The sequence below is a fragment of the Pseudonocardia sp. P-1 genome (genome assembly GCF_058111925.1).
In genome coordinates this window covers 266115-281377 of the sequence record NZ_CM176614.1, presented here as the reverse complement: position 1 = coordinate 281377, position 15263 = coordinate 266115, and the positions used below count along the sequence as shown (strand labels likewise).

At 75.1% G+C, this 15263-nt stretch carries 15 protein-coding genes; 7 read left to right on the top strand and 8 right to left on the bottom strand.

The annotated features are described in order from the left end of the window. Nucleotides 1-16 precede the first annotated feature (16 nt). Nucleotides 17-907 carry a PAC2 family protein gene (locus AC0GKK_RS01345; RefSeq protein ID WP_062395159.1) on the top strand — a complete coding sequence of 297 codons (891 nt, stop codon included), beginning with the start codon at nucleotides 17-19 and terminating at the stop codon, nucleotides 905-907. A 13-nt stretch (nucleotides 908-920) separates the two neighbouring features. Beyond that, complete coding sequence (locus tag AC0GKK_RS01340; protein ID WP_476651490.1) at nucleotides 921-2048, top strand: MFS transporter; 1128 nt, start codon at nucleotides 921-923, stop codon at nucleotides 2046-2048. Nucleotides 2049-2051: 3 nt separating this feature from the next. Here the strand turns inward: AC0GKK_RS01340 and AC0GKK_RS01335 are convergent, their stop codons facing one another. The 3 genes from AC0GKK_RS01335 to AC0GKK_RS01325 all read right to left on the bottom strand — a co-directional run bounded on the left by AC0GKK_RS01335 (nucleotide 2052) and on the right by AC0GKK_RS01325 (nucleotide 4964). After that, nucleotides 2052-2411: a DUF2237 family protein gene (locus AC0GKK_RS01335; RefSeq protein ID WP_208820900.1), complete on the bottom strand. Its 360-nt coding sequence runs from the start codon at nucleotides 2409-2411 to the stop codon at nucleotides 2052-2054. A gap of 57 nt (nucleotides 2412-2468) precedes the next feature. After that, nucleotides 2469-3707, bottom strand: a complete 1239-nt coding sequence (mshC, locus tag AC0GKK_RS01330; protein WP_489882952.1) for a cysteine--1-D-myo-inosityl 2-amino-2-deoxy-alpha-D-glucopyranoside ligase — start codon at nucleotides 3705-3707, stop codon at nucleotides 2469-2471. 189 nt (nucleotides 3708-3896) lie between these two features. Continuing rightward, nucleotides 3897-4964 carry a bile acid:sodium symporter family protein gene (locus AC0GKK_RS01325; protein WP_476651492.1) on the bottom strand — a complete coding sequence of 356 codons (1068 nt, stop codon included), beginning with the start codon at nucleotides 4962-4964 and terminating at the stop codon, nucleotides 3897-3899. Between the two features lie 79 nt (nucleotides 4965-5043). Between AC0GKK_RS01325 and AC0GKK_RS01320 the strand changes: the two genes are divergently transcribed. The 3 genes from AC0GKK_RS01320 (at nucleotide 5044) to AC0GKK_RS01310 (ending at nucleotide 7685) form a co-directional block, all read left to right on the top strand. Next, on the top strand, nucleotides 5044-5919 hold the full coding sequence (locus tag AC0GKK_RS01320; protein ID WP_489882951.1) for a LysR family transcriptional regulator: 876 nt from the start codon (nucleotides 5044-5046) through the stop codon (nucleotides 5917-5919). An 11-nt stretch (nucleotides 5920-5930) separates the two neighbouring features. Beyond that, nucleotides 5931-6710, top strand: a complete 780-nt coding sequence (locus AC0GKK_RS01315) for a transporter substrate-binding domain-containing protein (protein ID WP_482637541.1) — start codon at nucleotides 5931-5933, stop codon at nucleotides 6708-6710. A 96-nt stretch (nucleotides 6711-6806) separates the two neighbouring features. Then, the gene (locus tag AC0GKK_RS01310; RefSeq protein WP_489882950.1) at nucleotides 6807-7685 is read left to right on the top strand and encodes an NAD(P)H-binding protein; all 879 of its coding nucleotides are present in this window, start codon (nucleotides 6807-6809) and stop codon (nucleotides 7683-7685) included. A 133-nt stretch (nucleotides 7686-7818) separates the two neighbouring features. Here AC0GKK_RS01310 and AC0GKK_RS01305 read toward each other — a convergent pair whose 3' ends face one another. Both AC0GKK_RS01305 and AC0GKK_RS01300 read right to left on the bottom strand, forming a co-directional pair. Next, on the bottom strand, nucleotides 7819-9777 hold the full coding sequence (locus tag AC0GKK_RS01305) for a vWA domain-containing protein (RefSeq protein ID WP_489882949.1): 1959 nt from the start codon (nucleotides 9775-9777) through the stop codon (nucleotides 7819-7821). Further along, nucleotides 9770-11164, bottom strand: coding sequence for a sigma 54-interacting transcriptional regulator (locus tag AC0GKK_RS01300; RefSeq protein WP_482637542.1), 1395 nt, complete (start codon nucleotides 11162-11164; stop codon nucleotides 9770-9772). The genes AC0GKK_RS01305 and AC0GKK_RS01300 overlap by 8 nt, the downstream gene beginning before the upstream one ends. Nucleotides 11165-11269: 105 nt before the next feature. Here AC0GKK_RS01300 and AC0GKK_RS01295 point away from each other — a divergent pair, with 105 nt between their 5' ends. Continuing rightward, complete coding sequence (locus tag AC0GKK_RS01295) at nucleotides 11270-11920, top strand: TetR/AcrR family transcriptional regulator (RefSeq protein WP_489882948.1); 651 nt, start codon at nucleotides 11270-11272, stop codon at nucleotides 11918-11920. After that, nucleotides 11917-13092, top strand: a complete 1176-nt coding sequence (locus AC0GKK_RS01290; RefSeq protein ID WP_489882947.1) for an oxygenase MpaB family protein — start codon at nucleotides 11917-11919, stop codon at nucleotides 13090-13092. The genes AC0GKK_RS01295 and AC0GKK_RS01290 overlap by 4 nt, the downstream gene beginning before the upstream one ends. Nucleotides 13093-13094: 2 nt before the next feature. On the opposite strand, the gene AC0GKK_RS01285 is transcribed toward AC0GKK_RS01290, so the two are convergent. From AC0GKK_RS01285 to AC0GKK_RS01275, 3 genes are all read right to left on the bottom strand, one after another. Then, nucleotides 13095-13883, bottom strand: coding sequence for a DUF6885 family protein (locus tag AC0GKK_RS01285; RefSeq protein WP_489882946.1), 789 nt, complete (start codon nucleotides 13881-13883; stop codon nucleotides 13095-13097). Then, the gene (locus AC0GKK_RS01280; protein ID WP_482637546.1) at nucleotides 13880-14785 is read right to left on the bottom strand and encodes a M56 family metallopeptidase; all 906 of its coding nucleotides are present in this window, start codon (nucleotides 14783-14785) and stop codon (nucleotides 13880-13882) included. Before AC0GKK_RS01280 ends, AC0GKK_RS01285 begins: the two co-directional genes overlap by 4 nt. 79 nt (nucleotides 14786-14864) lie before the next feature. Further along, nucleotides 14865-15206 carry a BlaI/MecI/CopY family transcriptional regulator gene (locus tag AC0GKK_RS01275; RefSeq protein ID WP_405421806.1) on the bottom strand — a complete coding sequence of 114 codons (342 nt, stop codon included), beginning with the start codon at nucleotides 15204-15206 and terminating at the stop codon, nucleotides 14865-14867. Between the last annotated feature and the right edge of the window lie 57 nt (nucleotides 15207-15263).

Sequence of the window (15263 nt, the reverse complement as noted above, 5' to 3'; positions counted from 1 at the left end):
GTCGTAGGCTGGGGCGATGACCGACCGAGAGCCGAGCACCACGGGCGGCGACAGCACTCCGCACCTGGTCGACCCGGTCCTCATCGCGGCGTTCGAGGGCTGGAACGACGCCGGTGAGGCCGCGAGCACCGCGCTGGAGCACCTCGAGCTCAGCTGGGACGCGAAGCCTCTGACCTCGATCGATCCCGAGGAATACTACGACTTCCAGGTCACGCGCCCGCACGTCAAGCTCTCCGACGGCGTCACCCGGCGGATCGAGTGGCAGACCACGCGGCTGTCGTGGGCGACGCTGCCGGGCACCGACCGGCACGTCGTCCTGGTGAACGGGATCGAGCCGAACCTGCGCTGGAAGACGTTCTGCGCGGAACTGGTGGGCCACGCGGAGCGTCTCGGCGTGACGAAGGTCATCACATTGGGAGCCCTGCTCACCGAGGTCCCGCACACCCGACCGACGCCGGTGAACGGCACCTCCTGGGACGCGGAGTCGCAGAAGGCGATGGGCACCGAGCCGTCGAACTACGAGGGCCCGACCGGGATCGTCGCGGTCTTCCAGCAGGCCTGCGTGCAGGCCGGCATCCCGGCCGTCTCCTACTGGGCCGAGGTGCCGCACTACGTCTCGCAGGCCCAGGTCCCGAAGGCCGCGGTCGCGCTGCTGCACCGGATCGAGGAGTCCCTCGACGTCGAGGTGCCGCTCGGCGTCCTGCCGGAGAAGGCCGAGGAGTGGGAGCGGACCGTGTCGGAGATGGCCGACGCCGACGACGAGGTCCGCGAGTACGTGCGCCAGCTGGAGGAGCAGGCCTCGGAGTCCGACGACGAGGAGGCCCGCACCGAGCTGCGCGAGACCTCCGGCGACTCCATCGCGGCGGACTTCGAGCGCTACCTGCGCCGCCGCGGCCCCAACTCCTGACGGGCCGCGGCTCGTGGTGGCGCTGCGCCGGGCGGCGCTGTTCCTGGGTGCCTTCCTCGGGCCCTTCGGCGGTGGCCTGACCGCGGCGATGCTGCCGGAGCTGGGCGCCGACTTCGGCGTCCCGACGGCGACGGCGTCGGTGTCGATCACCACGTACCTTCTGCCGTTCGCCGGGGTCATGCTCGTCTCGGGCACCCTCGGCGACCGGTGGGGACGGGGGCGCACCGTCGTCGCCGGGTACGCGCTCTACGTCGTCGCCTCGCTGGCCTGCGTGCTTGCGGTGTCCTGGCCGGTCTTCCTGGCCGGGCGGGCGCTGCAGGGTGTCGCGAACGCGTTCACCACCCCGGTTCTGCTGGCGGCGCTGGCCGCCGCGGTGGAGCCGGACCGGCTGGGCCGGGCGCTGGGCTGGTTCGGGTCGCTGCAGGCGGCCGGGCAGACCTCGGCGCCGCTGTTCGGCGGGCTGGCCGCCGAGGTCGACTGGCGGTGGGCCTTCTGGGGTGCGGCCGGCGTCGCGCTGCTGCTCGGCGTGGTCGGGATCCCCGGCGGCTCGGCCCGCGCCACCGGCGACGCCCGCCCCCGGCTGCGCTCGGCGTGGACCGGTCCGGTGCTGCGGCTCGGGCTGGTCGCGGCGATCGGCTGGGGCTGTCTGGCCGGGCTGAACTTCCTGCTCGCCCTGCGCCTGGAGGAGCAGTTCGGGCTGGGTGCTGGGCCGCGCGGGCTGGTGCTGACCGCGCTGGGGGTGGCCGGGATCCTCACCGCGCGCCTGATCGGCGGCGCGGTGGACCGGCTCGGCCCGCGCCGCTGCGTGCTGACCGGGGCCGTCGGGGGCGGCGTACTCGTCGCCCTGATCGGACTGGTGCCGGTGCTGGGCGTGGTCGTCGCACTGTGGGCGCTGGGCGGTGTGTGCAGCCAGCTGATCCTGGTCGGGGTGAACGCACTGGTCCTCGGCCCGGCCGGAGGGGGCGGGGGCGGGGCGGTGTCGGTGGTGCAGGCGGTGCGCTTCGCCGGGACGGCCGCATCGCCGGTGGCGCTGACGCCGGTCTACCACACGGACCCGCTGGTGGCGTTCTTCGCGCCCGCGGCGCTGCTCGCGGCGGGCGTGCCGGCCGTCCTCGCGGTCGACCGGACGCGCCGCGCCTGAGTCTCACCCGTCGGCGTGCGCCCGCAGGTCGTCGAGGTCGACCCACTCGAGGGTGCGGGCGTGCGTCGCCTCGAGCACCACCGGCGGTGCGACGCCCTCGCGCAGCGCCTCGGCCCAGCGGCTCGCGCACAGGCACCACCGGTCCCCCGGCACCAGGCCGGGGAACCCGAAGCGCGGGTTCGGGGTCGTCAGGTCGTTGCCCTGCTCGCGGGAGAAGTCGAGGAACTCCGCGGTGACGCGGGCGCAGACGGTGTGCACGCCCGCGTCCTCGCCCCCGGTGTCGCAGCATCCGTTGCGGTAGAAGCCGGTGAGCGGATCGGTCCCGCAGGTCTCCAGCTCACCGCCCAGCACGTTGAGGGCCATCCCCGGAGTGTCCCGGCCGGGCGCCCGCCCTGCCGGTCGGGACGGGTACCGGACCGGCTACAGGGTCACCCCGAGCAGCGCGTCCAGCGCGGTGCGCACCTGCTGCGGGGCCGCGGTGTCGGTACCGCGGCGGGTGAGCGCCTCCTCGGCCCAGGCGTCGACGGCGGCGAGCGCACCGGGGGTGTCGAGGTCGTCGGCGAGGTGGGTCCGCAGCTTCGCGACCAGCTCGGCCGCGTCCGGCCCGGCGTCGAGGCCGACGGCCTCGCGCCAGCGGGTCACCCGCCGGTCGCCCTTCGCGTGCACCTCGTCGGTCCAGGACCGGTCGGTGCGGTAGTGCCCGTCGAGCAGGGCGACCCGGATGACGTTCGGGTCGACGCGGGCGTTGCGCAGCTTGGAGACGAAGACCAGGTTGCCCTTGGACTTCGACATCTTCTCGCCGTCGAGGCCGATCATGCCGGTGTGCACGTAGTGCCGGGCGAACGGGTGCTCACCGGTGAGGGACTCGGTGTGCAGGGCGCCGCACTCGTGGTGCGGGAAGATCAGGTCCGAGCCGCCGCCGTTGAGGTCGATCTGCGGGCCGAGCCGGTTCAGGCCGATCGCGGCGCACTCCACGTGCCAGCCGGGGCGGCCGCGGCCGAGGCCGGAGTCCCAGGCGGGCTCGCCGGGGCGCGCGGTGCGCCACAGCAGCGGGTCGAGCCGGTTGCGCTTGCCCGGCCGGTCCGGGTCGCCGCCGCGCTCGGCGGAGAACCTCAGCATGGTGTCGAGGTCGTAGTTCGACTCGTAGCCGAAGTGCCCGGTGGCGGTGACGTCGTGGTAGACGTCGGGGTACTCCGGGTCGTCGATCCGGTAGGCCGCGCCGGCGGCGACGAGCTTCTCGACCAGCTCGGCGATCTCGGGGATCGCCTCGACGGCACCGACGAACTGGCGGGGCGGCAGAACGCGCAGCGCCTCCATGTCCTCGCGGAACAGGGCGGTCTCGCGCAGGCCCAGCCCGACCCAGTCGTCCTGGTCGCGCTCGGCGCGCTCCAGCAGCGGCTCGTCGATGTCGGTGACGTTCTGGACGTAGTGCACGTCGTGGCCGAGGTCGCGCCAGTAGCGGTTGACCAGGTCGAACGTCAGGTAGGTGGCGGCGTGGCCGAGGTGGGTCGCGTCGTAGGGGGTGATCCCGCAGACGTACATCGTCGCGACCGGGCCCGGCGCCGTGGGCCGGACCCGGCCGGTGGCGGTGTCGTGCAGGCGCAGCGGCGGGCCGCTGCCCTCCAGTGCCGGGACGTCGGTCGGGGCCCAGGTCTCCATGCGGTCAAACCTACCTAGCTCTCGGAAGCGGTCACGCATGCGAACGCGCGGCGTCCGTCGCAGATTCCGGTGCGGGACGGGGTGCCGGTCACCACCACTCGACGTCGAGCTTGGCCTCGATGTCGCGGACGTGCCGGCGTGCGCAGGCCGGGCACAGCCGGCCGTCGCGGCCGCGCTCGTCGCGGTCGGTCACCCAGCCCGCGACGGCGGCGACCCCGGCGTCGTCGGGACCGGGGGCGCCGCAGAGACGGCAGGCGGACGGCGTAGCGCCCGCGATGGTGCTCCGGCGGCCCGGTCGGTGTCGAGCGCCGCGCGGCGCCGGCCGACCCGGTCGGCGATCATCGCGCACGCCATCAGCTGGATCTGGTGGAACAGCATCAGCGGCAGCACCACCAGCGCCCCGGCGGGGCCGCCGAACAGCACACCGGCGATCGGCAGCCCGCTGGCCAGGGACTTCTTCGACCCGCAGAACACGATCGCGATGCGGTCGGCGTCGTCGAAACCGAGCGCGCGGGCCCCGAGCGAGGTCACCACGAGCGCCAGCGCGAGCAGCAGCAGGCAGATCCCGAGCAGCACGAGCAGCGAGACCGGGGTGAGCCGTCCCCAGATCCCGGCGACGACGCCCTCGCTGAACGCGGCGTAGACGACGAGCAGGATCGACCCGCGGTCCACCAGCGACAGACGCTTCTTGTGCCGGGCCACGAACCGGCCGATGAGCGGCCGTGCGGCCTGCCCGGCGAGGAAGGGCACCAGCAGGCGGAGCGCGATGTCACCGAAGCTCGATGCGTCGAACCCGCCGCTGGTGGCCAGCAGCAGCGCGGCCAGCACAGGGGTGAGGACCACCCCGAGCACGTTCGACACCGACGCCGCGACGATCGCGGCGGGCACGTTGCCGCGGGCGATGCCGGTGAAGGCGATCGAGGACTGCACGGTCGACGGCAGACAGCACAGGAACACGACGCCGGCGGCGAGCGGCGCGGGCAGCAGCCACTCCGGCAGCAGCAGCACCGACAGGCCGAGCAGTGGGAACAGCACGAACGTCGCCGCCAGGACGGTGCCGTGCAGCCGCCAGTTCCGCAGCCCGCCCAGCGCCTCGGCGGCGGAGAGGCGGGCGCCGTAGAGGAAGAACAGCAGGGCGATCGCGGCGGTGACGGCGACGTCGACGACCCCGACCGCCGCGCCGCGCGCGGGGAAGAGCGACGCGACGCCGACGGTCACGAGGAGCAAGGCCAGGAACGGATCGGGACGGACTCGCATGGGTTACATCCTGCAAGCCGTCCGCCCATCGGGAAACCGACTGATCACCATGACTGTGTCCGCGATCTATGATGACCGGGTGCTCGACCCCGTCCGGCTGCGGTCGTTCGCCGCCGTCGCGCGTGCCCGCAGCTTCACCCGGGCCGCCGCCACGCTCGGCGTCGGCCAGTCCACCGTGAGCCAGCACGTGCGGCGCCTGGAGGCGACGGTCGGCCGCCCGCTGCTCGACCGCGACACCCACTCGGTGTCGCTCACCGTCGACGGCGAGGCGATGCTGGAGTTCGCCGCCACCATCCTCGACGCGGGTGACCGGGCGATGGCGCACTTCCGGGCGTCGCGGGTGCACGGCCGGGTGCGGTTCGGGGTGTCGGAGGACCTGGTCCTGACCCGGCTGCCCGCGGTGCTCGCGGACTTCCGCCGCCGCCACCCGGAGGTCGACCTGGAGCTGACCGTCGGTCTGGCCGGCGGGCTCGAACACCGCCTCGACGCCGGGGAACTGGACCTGATGTTCGCCAAGCGCCTCCCCGGCCCCGACGACGGCCGGCTCGTCGTCCGCCGCGACCGCTTCGTCTGGGTCGGGGCGCCCGGACTTCCGCTCGGCCCCGGCGACCCGGTACCGGTCGTCGCCTATCCCCCGCCGAGCCTGTCGCGCACCGCCGCCGTCGGGGCCCTGGAGGCGGTCGGGCGGCCGTGGCGGATGGCCTGCACCAGCGGCAGCCTGTCCGGCCTGCGGGCCGCCGCCCTCGCCGGGCTGGGTGTGCTCGCGCACGCCGCGACGCTGATCCCCGACGGGCTGGAGGTCGTCGGGGACCGTGCCGGGCTGCCCGAGCTGGGCCCGGTCGAGCTGGTGCTCGCGCACGGGCGGCGGCACAGCGACCCGGCCGAGGCACTGGTCCGCAGCATCCGCACCGCAGACCTCCGTCCGGAGTCGTGGACACCCCCGAACGGCGGCTAGGGTCCCGGGCCGTGCGCCGCCTGCCGATCGTCCTGCTGCTCGCGATGCTGGTCGCCGGGTGCGGTTCGCCCGCCGCACCGGGGTCCCCGACGCTGGACCGGGTCGCGTCGTCGCACGTGCTGCGGGTCTGCTCCACCGGGGACTACCGGCCGCTGACCGCACTGGCCGCGGACGGCACCTGGTCCGGGATCGACGTCGACATGGCCCGCGACCTCGCCGCCGAGCTCGGTGCTCGCGCGGAGCTGGTCCGCACGACCTGGGCGACCCTGCTCGACGACGTCGTCGCCGGGCGCTGCGACATCGCCGTCGGCGGCGTCTCGGTCACCCCGGACCGCGCGGAGCGGGCCGTGTTCACCGAGCCCTACCTGCGCGACGGCAAGACGCCGATCGCGCGCTGCCCCGACGTCGCCCGCTACGGCACGGTCGCCGACATCGACCGCCCCGGCGTCCGGGTCGTGGTGAACCCGGGCGGGACCAACGAGCGCTTCGCCCGGGCGACCTTCACCCGCGCGACGATCGTGGACCACCCGGACAACTCGACGATCTTCGACGAGATAGTGGCCGGCCGCGCGGACCTGATGGTCACCGACGCGATCGAGACCCGCTGGCAGGCCGCACAGCACCCCGGGGTGCTGTGCGCGGTGCACCCCGACGCCCCGTTCACCGACTCGGAGAAGGCCTACCTGACCCCGGCCGGCGACCCGGCGTTCACCGAGCGGGTGAACACCTGGCTGCGCACGGCGCGCACCGACGGCACCTGGAACCGCCTCGCCCGCCCCTGGCTCGGCTGAGTCCACACCCCCTGCCCAGCGGCCACACCCGGTACGACAGGTGTGGTCGCCGGTGAACGGGTGTGGCTGTCGGACCCCCTGTGCGACGGTGCGGGCATGCGCATCGTGGTGACGACACCGACCGGCACCGTCGGCTCCCGGTTGCTGCGCCTGCTCGTACAGGCCGGGCTGCACCCGGTGGCCCTGCTCCGCGACCCGGCCCGGCTGCCCCCGGACCTCGCCGGGCTGGTCGAGCCGGTGGTCGCGGACCAGACCGATGCCGACGCCGTCGTCGGCGCCACGCTCGGCGCGGACCGGCTGTACTGGGTGAACCCGCCCGCACCGCCCGGCACCGACCCGCTCGCCCACCAGGGAGCCTGCGCCGCAGTCGTCGCGGAGGCCGTGCGCCGCAACGGGATCGGCGCGACGGTGCTGCAGAGCAGCGGTGGCGCGGAGCTGCGCCGCGGCGCCGGGGACATCGACGGCCTGGCCGCGACCGAGCAGGCGCTCGACGCGACCGGCGCCCCGGTGCTGCACCTGCGGTGCGGCTACTTCATGTCGAACCTGCTGATGTCGGCCGACGAGATCGCCGGCGGGACGCTGTCGACGCCGTGGCCGCTCGACCACCCCCTGCCGTGGGTCGCGCCGGCCGACATCGCCGCCGTCGCCGCGGTACGGCTGCTCGGGCCGGTGTGGTCGGGGCGGTTGGTGCAGGCCGTGCACGGACCGGCGGACCTGACGTTCGACGACGCCGCAGCAGTGCTCACCGGGACACTCGGCCACCCGGTCCGCGCGGCGCACCTGCCCCGCGACGGGTTCCGGTCGATGCTGGCCGGCCTCGGCATGACGGCACCGGAGATCGACGCGCTCGCCGGGATGGCCGAAGGTCTCTCGGCCCCCGGGTACGTCCCCGAGCAGCGCCGCGACGCGGTGTCGACGACCCCCACGACGCTGCGCGCCTGGGCCGCGGAGCACCTGCACCCCGCCCCCGCCTGATCCCACCGGCCCGCCGGGTACCAGCAGCGTCCCGCCCTGGCCCGCCGCGACCTGTCACGTGCTGCAGCGACCCCTCGCGTGCTGCGGCGACCCACGCGGGGGGCGCCACGGCACGCGACGGGTCGCCACGCGGTCAGCCGGTGCGGCGGCGCAGGTAGTCCGAGACCACCTCCGCGCCGAGGCCGTCGAGGTCGGGCTGCACCACCCGTCCCCCGGCGCGGCGCGCGAGCCGGTTCACGAACGACAGCAGCCCCGGGTCGTCGCCGAGCACGAAGAACGTGAACGCCGCGTCCATCCCGATCAGCCGGTCCAGGCCGTCCACCGTCGCCCGCAGCGTGTGCGGGCTGGGCGGGTAGTCGAAGAACGCCTCGCCGTCGGGTTCCAGGTGCGCGGTCGGCTCGCCGTCGGTCACCACCAGGACGACCGGCGTCGCGTCGGGCTGGCGGGCCAGCCGTTCCCGGGCCAGGAGCAGGGCGTGGTGCAGGTTGGTGCCCTGCATGTACACGCCCTCCAGCCCGATCAGCTCGGCCAGGTCCACGGTCTGAGCGTGCCGCCCGAAGGTGATCAGCGACAGGTCGTCGCCGCGGAACCGCGTGGAGATGAGCTGGTGCAGTGCCAGCGCGGTGCGCTTCATCGGCACCCACCTGCCCTCGGCCACCATCGACCACGACGTGTCGACCAGCAGCGTCACCGCGGCACGGGTGCGCTGCTCGGTCTCGACGATCTCGACGTCGGACACGTCGAGTGCCCGGTCGTCGCCGCCGGCGCGGCGCAGCTGGGCGTTGAGCAGGGTCCGCGGCACCGACCAGGCCTGGGTGTCACCGAAGGCCCACGGCCGGGTCGCCCCGGTCGCGTCGCCGGCGGCACCGGAGCGCCGGGTGTCGCGCTGCCCCTGGCGCCCGGAGATCCGGTCGGCGACGTCGCGCAGCACCGACTGCCCGAGGGTCCGCAGCGCCTTGGGCGAGAGCATCAGCGAGCCGTCGGGGGCGCGGCGGAACAGGTCCTGGCGCTGCAGCTCGCGTTCCAGCTCGGCGAGGGTGCGGGCGTCGGCGGCGGACTCCGGGCCGAGCATCTCGGTGAGCGCGTCGAGGTCGATGTCCTCCATCCGCGCGCCGGGGTAGCTCTGCGCGAGCTGTTCGGCCAGGGCGTCGAGCTGCCCCAGCTCCTCCATCGCGCGGGTCGCCTCGCCCATGCCCATCGGGTTCTCGCCGCGGAAGTCGCCCTCCCCCGACCAGTCCTCGCCCGGGCGCAGGCCCTGCAGCTGGGCGTCGAGCCGGGCCAGCGACTGCGACAGCCGCGGGTCGCCGAACGCCTGCTGGGCCAGTTCGGCCAGCTCGGCGCGCTGCTCGGCCGACATCGAGTTCATCATCCGCTGGGCCGCGGCGGACCGGGCGGCGAGCGCGTCGACCAGCTCCTCGGTGTTCTGTGGGTTCTCCGGGAAGTGCTCGCCGTGCTTGCCCATGAACTCGGCGAACTGCTCGGTGGTGTCCTCGCCGCGTGCGTGCCGGTCGAGCAGGTCGTTGAGGTCGTCGAGCATGGCGTTGATCCGCTCGACGTCCTCCGGCGTGGCGTTCTGCATGGCCTGCTTCATGCCCTCGAAGCGCTGGTCGAGCAGCTCCCGGCCGAGCAGGTCGCGGATCTCCTGGTAGGCCTCGCGGGCGTCGGAGGACCGCCAGTCGTAGGAGTTCAGCTCCCGCACCGAGCCGCCGGTGTCGGGCGGCAGGGCGTCGAGCTGCATCTCGCGGAACCGCGCGTCGTCGGAGTCCTCGTTGCCCAGCGCCTCGCGCTCGGCGTCCAGCGCCCGTTGCAGCAGCTCACGGACCTCCTGCAGCGTCCCGTCGATGCGGTTGTCGCGCTGCAGGTCCCGGCGCCGCTCCCACACCCGGCGGGTGAGGTCGTCGAGGCCGCGCCGCCCGTCGAGGCCGCGACGGAGCAGCTCCTGCAGCGCCTGGCGCGGCGAGGAGCCCTCCATGACGTCGCGGCCGATCTGGTCCATCGCCGCCCGGATGTCGTACGGCGGCGCCAGCGGGTCGGGCCCGCCCGCGTAGGGGCCGTAGGCGTACCGGCGGCGACGACGCCTGGGATCAGCCATACGACACCGTGTCACCGTCGTCGGAGGAGTCCTTGGCCAGCTTGCGGGTCAGGAACAGGTACTCCAGCGCCAGCTCCGCGGCCGAGGCCATCGGGCCCGGGTCCTCGGTGCCCGCGGCGCCGAGCTTCGCGGCGATCTCGGTGAGGGCGTCGACCTGTGGCAGCGCGGCGACGACGTCCTGCGCCGGGATCCGCTCGCCGGTCCGGACCGGGCGGGTCGAGACCGCGACGGCCAGCTCGTCGAGGTCGACCCCGCGCAGCGCGAACCGGGCGGTGTCGGCGGTCGCGCGGCGCAGCAGGTGCTCGAGCACCTCGTCCTCGCGACCCTCCTCCCCCGACGCGAACTCGATCTTGCCGCGGAGCACCGCGGGGACCGACTCGAGGTCGACGGGCCGGGCGTAGGGGGTCTCCTCGCCGGTCAGCGCGGCACGGCGCAACGCCGCGGCGGCGACGGTCTCGGCCGCGGCCACGGCGAACCGGGCCGAGACGCCGGACCCCTGGTCGACCGCGGACGAGTCGCGCAGGTGCCGGGTGAACCGGGCGACGACCTCGAGCAGGTGCCGCGGCACCTCGGCGACGAGGTCGGCCTCCTGCGCGACGAGCTCGACCTCGGGGGCCAGCTCCAGCGGGTAGTGGGTGCGGACCTCGGCGCCAAACCGGTCCTTGAGCGGGGTGATGATCCGCCCGCGGTTGGTGTAGTCCTCGGGGTTCGCGCTGGCCACGAGCAGCACGTCCAGTGGCAGCCGCAGCGTGTAGCCGCGGACCTGGATGTCGCGCTCCTCCATCACGTTGAGCAGTGCGACCTGGATGCGTTCGGCCAGGTCGGGCAGCTCGTTGATGGCGACGATGCCGCGGTGGGACCGCGGGACGAGCCCGAAGTGGATGGTCTCGGGGTCGCCCAGCGAGCGGCCCTCGGCGACCTTGACCGGGTCGACGTCGCCGATCAGGTCGGCGACCGAGGTGTCGGGCGTCGCGAGCTTCTCGGTGTAGCGGTGGTCGCGGTGCACCCAGGCGACCGGCAGGTCGTCGCCGAGCTCGGCGGCGCGCCGGATCGAGGCGGGCACGATCGGCTCGTAGGGGTGCTCGCCGATCTCGGAGCCCTCGATGACGGGGGTCCACTCGTCGAGCAGGCCGGCCAGCGACCGCAGCAGGCGGGTCTTGCCCTGGCCCCGCTCACCGAGCAGGACGAGGTCGTGACCGGCGATGAGGGCCCGCTCGAGCTGCGGGACGACGGTGTCGTCGAAGCCGACGATGCCGGGCCAGGGGTCGCGGCCCTCGCGCAGGGCCACCAGGAGGTTGTCGCGGATCTCGTGCTTCACGGGGCGCTGTACATGACCGGACGCACGCAGCGCACCGACGGTACGGGGAAGGTCAGGTGTGACGGGCACGATCTCCACGCTACGCCCGGTTCCGGACTGCAGCGCGTCGTCGCGGAACCGTGTTCCGCGGACCGGACCTGGAATCTGTCTGGTTGTACAGATAGTTTGTCGGGTATGGCCGATCCCACCCCCGACGGGCGACGACGACGCGGCGCCGACACCCGTCGTGCGCTGGTGCGGGCCGCCGTCGACGTCGTCACCGCGCACGGCTTCGACCGGCTGACGCTGCGCCAGGTCGCGGACCGGGCCGGTGTCTCGGCCGCGTCGGCGACCTACCACTTCGGCACCGTCGACGCGCTGCTGGAGGCGGTCGCCGTCGAGCTGGAGCACGACGCCGTCGCACGGCTGGGCGAGCTGACCCGCCGGGCCCGCTCCGGGGACCTGACGCTGCTCGACGCCTGCACCGCCTACCTGGTCGACCTGCTCGGCCCCCGCCGCCCGGTGTTCCTGACGATGCTGGAGCTGCGCGTCCGCGTCGCCCGGGGTCACGGCGGCACCGCCACCGGCCCGGCCGCCGCGGAACCCGACGCGGCGCTGGTCGACCTCATCCAGGACCACGTCGGGAACCGGGAACGGGCCCGCGAGCTGTTCGCCGGGGTCTTCGGGCTGTCCGCGCTGGCCGTGTTCGGCCCCGTCCCACCGGGCGAGCCCGAGCTGCGGGCCCGGATGGCCCGGCTGCTCGCCGGAGCCGGGCTCACCACCCACGACGACCGCGCCGTCCCGCAGGAGACCCCGCACGAGACCCAGGAGGACCGGTTCCCGTGACCGCCACCCGACCCCCCGGTGCGCCCGACCGCGATGCCCTCGCCGCCCGTTTCGGGCCCCGGCGGGCAGACCTCGCGGTGCGCGCCCGGACCGCGGGCGACCCGCTCGCCGACGCCGTGGTCGCCGAGATCCGCGCCGCGGGCCGCGAGGGCGGCCGTGCGCTCACCGCGGCGCTGCAGCGCGGCATCCGCGACGGGCTCGCCTCGCTGACCGGGCCCTCCCCCGCCGTCGCGGCCCTGCTCACCTCGGCCGAGTCGGTGCCCGCGGGCACCGACCCCGCGATCCTCGACACCGGGATCCGGCCCATGTTCACCGCACCGCCCGCGGTGCACACCCTGTCCCTGTCGGCCGGGGCGCTGCTGCGCACCTACGGCTCCCCGTCGATCGCGGTGCTGCTCGGCACCACCGGACGGCTGGTGGAGTCCGCCGAGCGCCGCCTCACCGAGACCGGCACCTGGCTGCTCGCCGCCACCCTGCCCGGCGGCATGCGCCCGGGCAGCCCCGGCTACGTCGGCACCCTGCAGGTCCGCATGCTGCACGCCCACATGCGCGTGCTCGCCCGCGACCGCGGCCTCGACGAGGCCGTGCACGGCACCCCGGTCAACCAGGTCGACCTGGTCCGGACCTGGCTGGACTTCACCCTCGTCTCGATGCGGGCCGAGGCGACGATCGGGTTCGGGCTCACCCCCGCCGAGACCACCGAGGTCTACGCCTGCTGGCAGCTGCTGGCCCACCAGCTCGGCATCGATCCCGAGCTGGTCCGCGACGTCGCCTCGCACGCCGACGCCGAGGAGCTCGACGCGCTGGTCACCGCCGTCACCGGACCGCCGGCATCCGAGTCACGCGCGCTGGCCGGGGCGCTGATCGGGGCCGTCGCCGCGCTGCTCGTGCAGCCGCTGCGTCTGCCCGTGCCGCAGGGACGCCGTCTGCTGCAGGCGCTGGCCCGGCGCTTCCACGGCGCCGCGGTGACCACCGGGCTGGGCCTGCGGCGCAGCCCCGGCTGGGAGGTGGCCGTCGCCGTCCTGGGGCGGGTGGTCGCGGTGCAGCGCCGGTGGGTCCGGCGCAGCCCGGCGTCGCTGGAGGCCGCGCGGGTCCGCAACGTCGCCGCCACCCGGGCGCTGCTCGCCGAGGACCGCGGCGGCCCCTCCCTGTTCGAGACGCACGGCGCCTGAGGTCAGGCCGGGTCGTCCCACCAGCACGGGGACAGCCCGGCGGCCCCGACGGCCGCGGTCAGCGCGTCGCGGCGCCGGTCCGGCCCGACCAGGACCAGGCCGCCGCCGGGGCCCAGCGCGACCGCGACCCGGTCGGTCGGCTGCAGGTGCAGCCCCGGCCCGAGGTCCGGCGAGCCGAGCTGCGGGTAGGTGTCGGCGACGGCGAGCAGCGGCCCGCCCGGCCCGTCCCGGCGCCCCCACAGCGCGACGACGTGCGCGACCGACCAGTCCGGCCCCGGCCGGCCCCCGGCGTCGAGGTCGGCGGCCGGGGTGGCCGCGGCGACCAGCTCCCCGGTCCGCAGCGCGGCCAGCACGCCGACCGGGCCGTCGGGGGTGACGGCGGTGACGGCGTCGAGCAGCGCGGTCAGGCGCGCAGCGGTCCAGTCCCCCGTGGCCGGGACCGCGGCGAGCGACTCCCCGGAGAACTCCTCGACCGCACGACCGAGACCGGCCACCGGGGTGCCCGCCCGCTCGTCGTCCGCGGCGACCGGCAGGCCACGCAGGTAGCCGGTGTCCGCCGGCGCCCCGGGCGGCCGCGACGACACGTCGTCGCCGGCCCGCACCCGGGTGCCCGCCGCGTGCGCGAAGGCGGCCACCGTCGGTGCCGGCAGCGACGACAGCGCGGCCACAAGCAGCCGGGCGACGAACGGCCCGGCCAGCTGGTCGGGCTGGGGCAGCGACGCCGCGTGCACCCGCAGCAGCGCCTCCGCCCCGGGGAACGCACGGACCGGGCCGGGCGCCGGAGTGCTCACGGGGCGACCAGCAGCCACACCGGCACCGCGACCAGCGCGAGGGCGACCAGCCGGATCAGCCCGTGCACGACGCGGGGCAGCGCGGGGGGCGGGGCGGTGATCCGGTCGATGCGGGCCTCCAGCGCGTCGGTGAACGACGACAGCGCCGCCGCCGGCGCGGACCCGCCGACGGCCTTGAGCGCGGTCGCCAGCTCGGTGGGGTCGCACAGCCTGCGGGCGACGTCGTCGGCCCGCATCTCGATCAGCCGGGCCACCGCGAGCTGGGCGTGCACCATGCCGCGCACGAACGGCGCCGTCGCCCCCCACGCGACGAAGGGGAGCACGACCAGGTCGTGCCGCTCACGCAGGTGCGCCCGCTCGTGGGCCAGCACCGCGACGACCCCGGCGGTGTCGAGGGTGTCCAGGACCCCCGCCGACACCACGAGCCGGGAGCTGCGCCCGGGCAGGCAGTAGGCGACCGGGACGGGATGGTCGAGGACACGGGTACCGGAGGCGTGCGGCCACGGCGTGGCGAGCACGTCGAGCAGGTCGCGGTGGCGACGGCGGGCCCGCAGCGTCCGCACCGTGGTGATCACCAGGACCGACAGCAGCCGCACCAGCACCCCGAGCGCGATCAACAGGGCACCCACGTGCAGCGGGTCCATCCGGTCCGGCCACTCGCCCGCCGCCACCGATGCCGACAGCGCCGCCGCCGCGGTGGGCAGGCTGTGCCCCATCGGCGCGAGCCCGTAGGCCAGCCCCGCACCGAACAGCGAGATCCCGCCGCCGAGCCCGACGGCCTGCCACAGCAGCAGCGCTCCGACGGGGTCGCGGCCGGGCCAGCGCGCCCGGGCCAGGGCACGACTGACCGGCTCGGCGAGCAGTACGCCGAGCAGTCCGAGTCCGAGCGCGGTCAGCTGCATCGCCTCACATCGTCGCGGAGCGCGCGGCGCGGCGCTGCATCACCCCCGCGACCGGACGGGCTCGTGGAACGCCGGCGGCTCAGCCGAGCAGGTCGCGCAACCGCGACCGCTCATCCTCCGACATCGAGCCGAGGAACCGCGCGAGGGCGGCACCCCGGTCTGACGCGTCGTCGAGCGCGTCGGTCATCAGCTCGGCCACGTGGTCCTCCCGGCTGGCCACCGGGCGGTAGTGGTGGGCGCGGCCGTCGCGGATCCGCCGGACCAGCTGCTTGCGCTCGAGCCGGCCGAGGACGGTGAGCACGGTCGTCGTGGCCAGGTCGCGGTCGGCGAGCTGGTCCTGCACCTCACGGGCGGTCATGTCCCGGTCGGTCTCCCAGAGGACGTTCATGACCGCCCGCTCCAACTCGCCCAGACTCGTCACGAAGGTCATCCTACGCGAACCTTTCTACTGCGCGTAGAACCCCTGCGGGAGATGGCT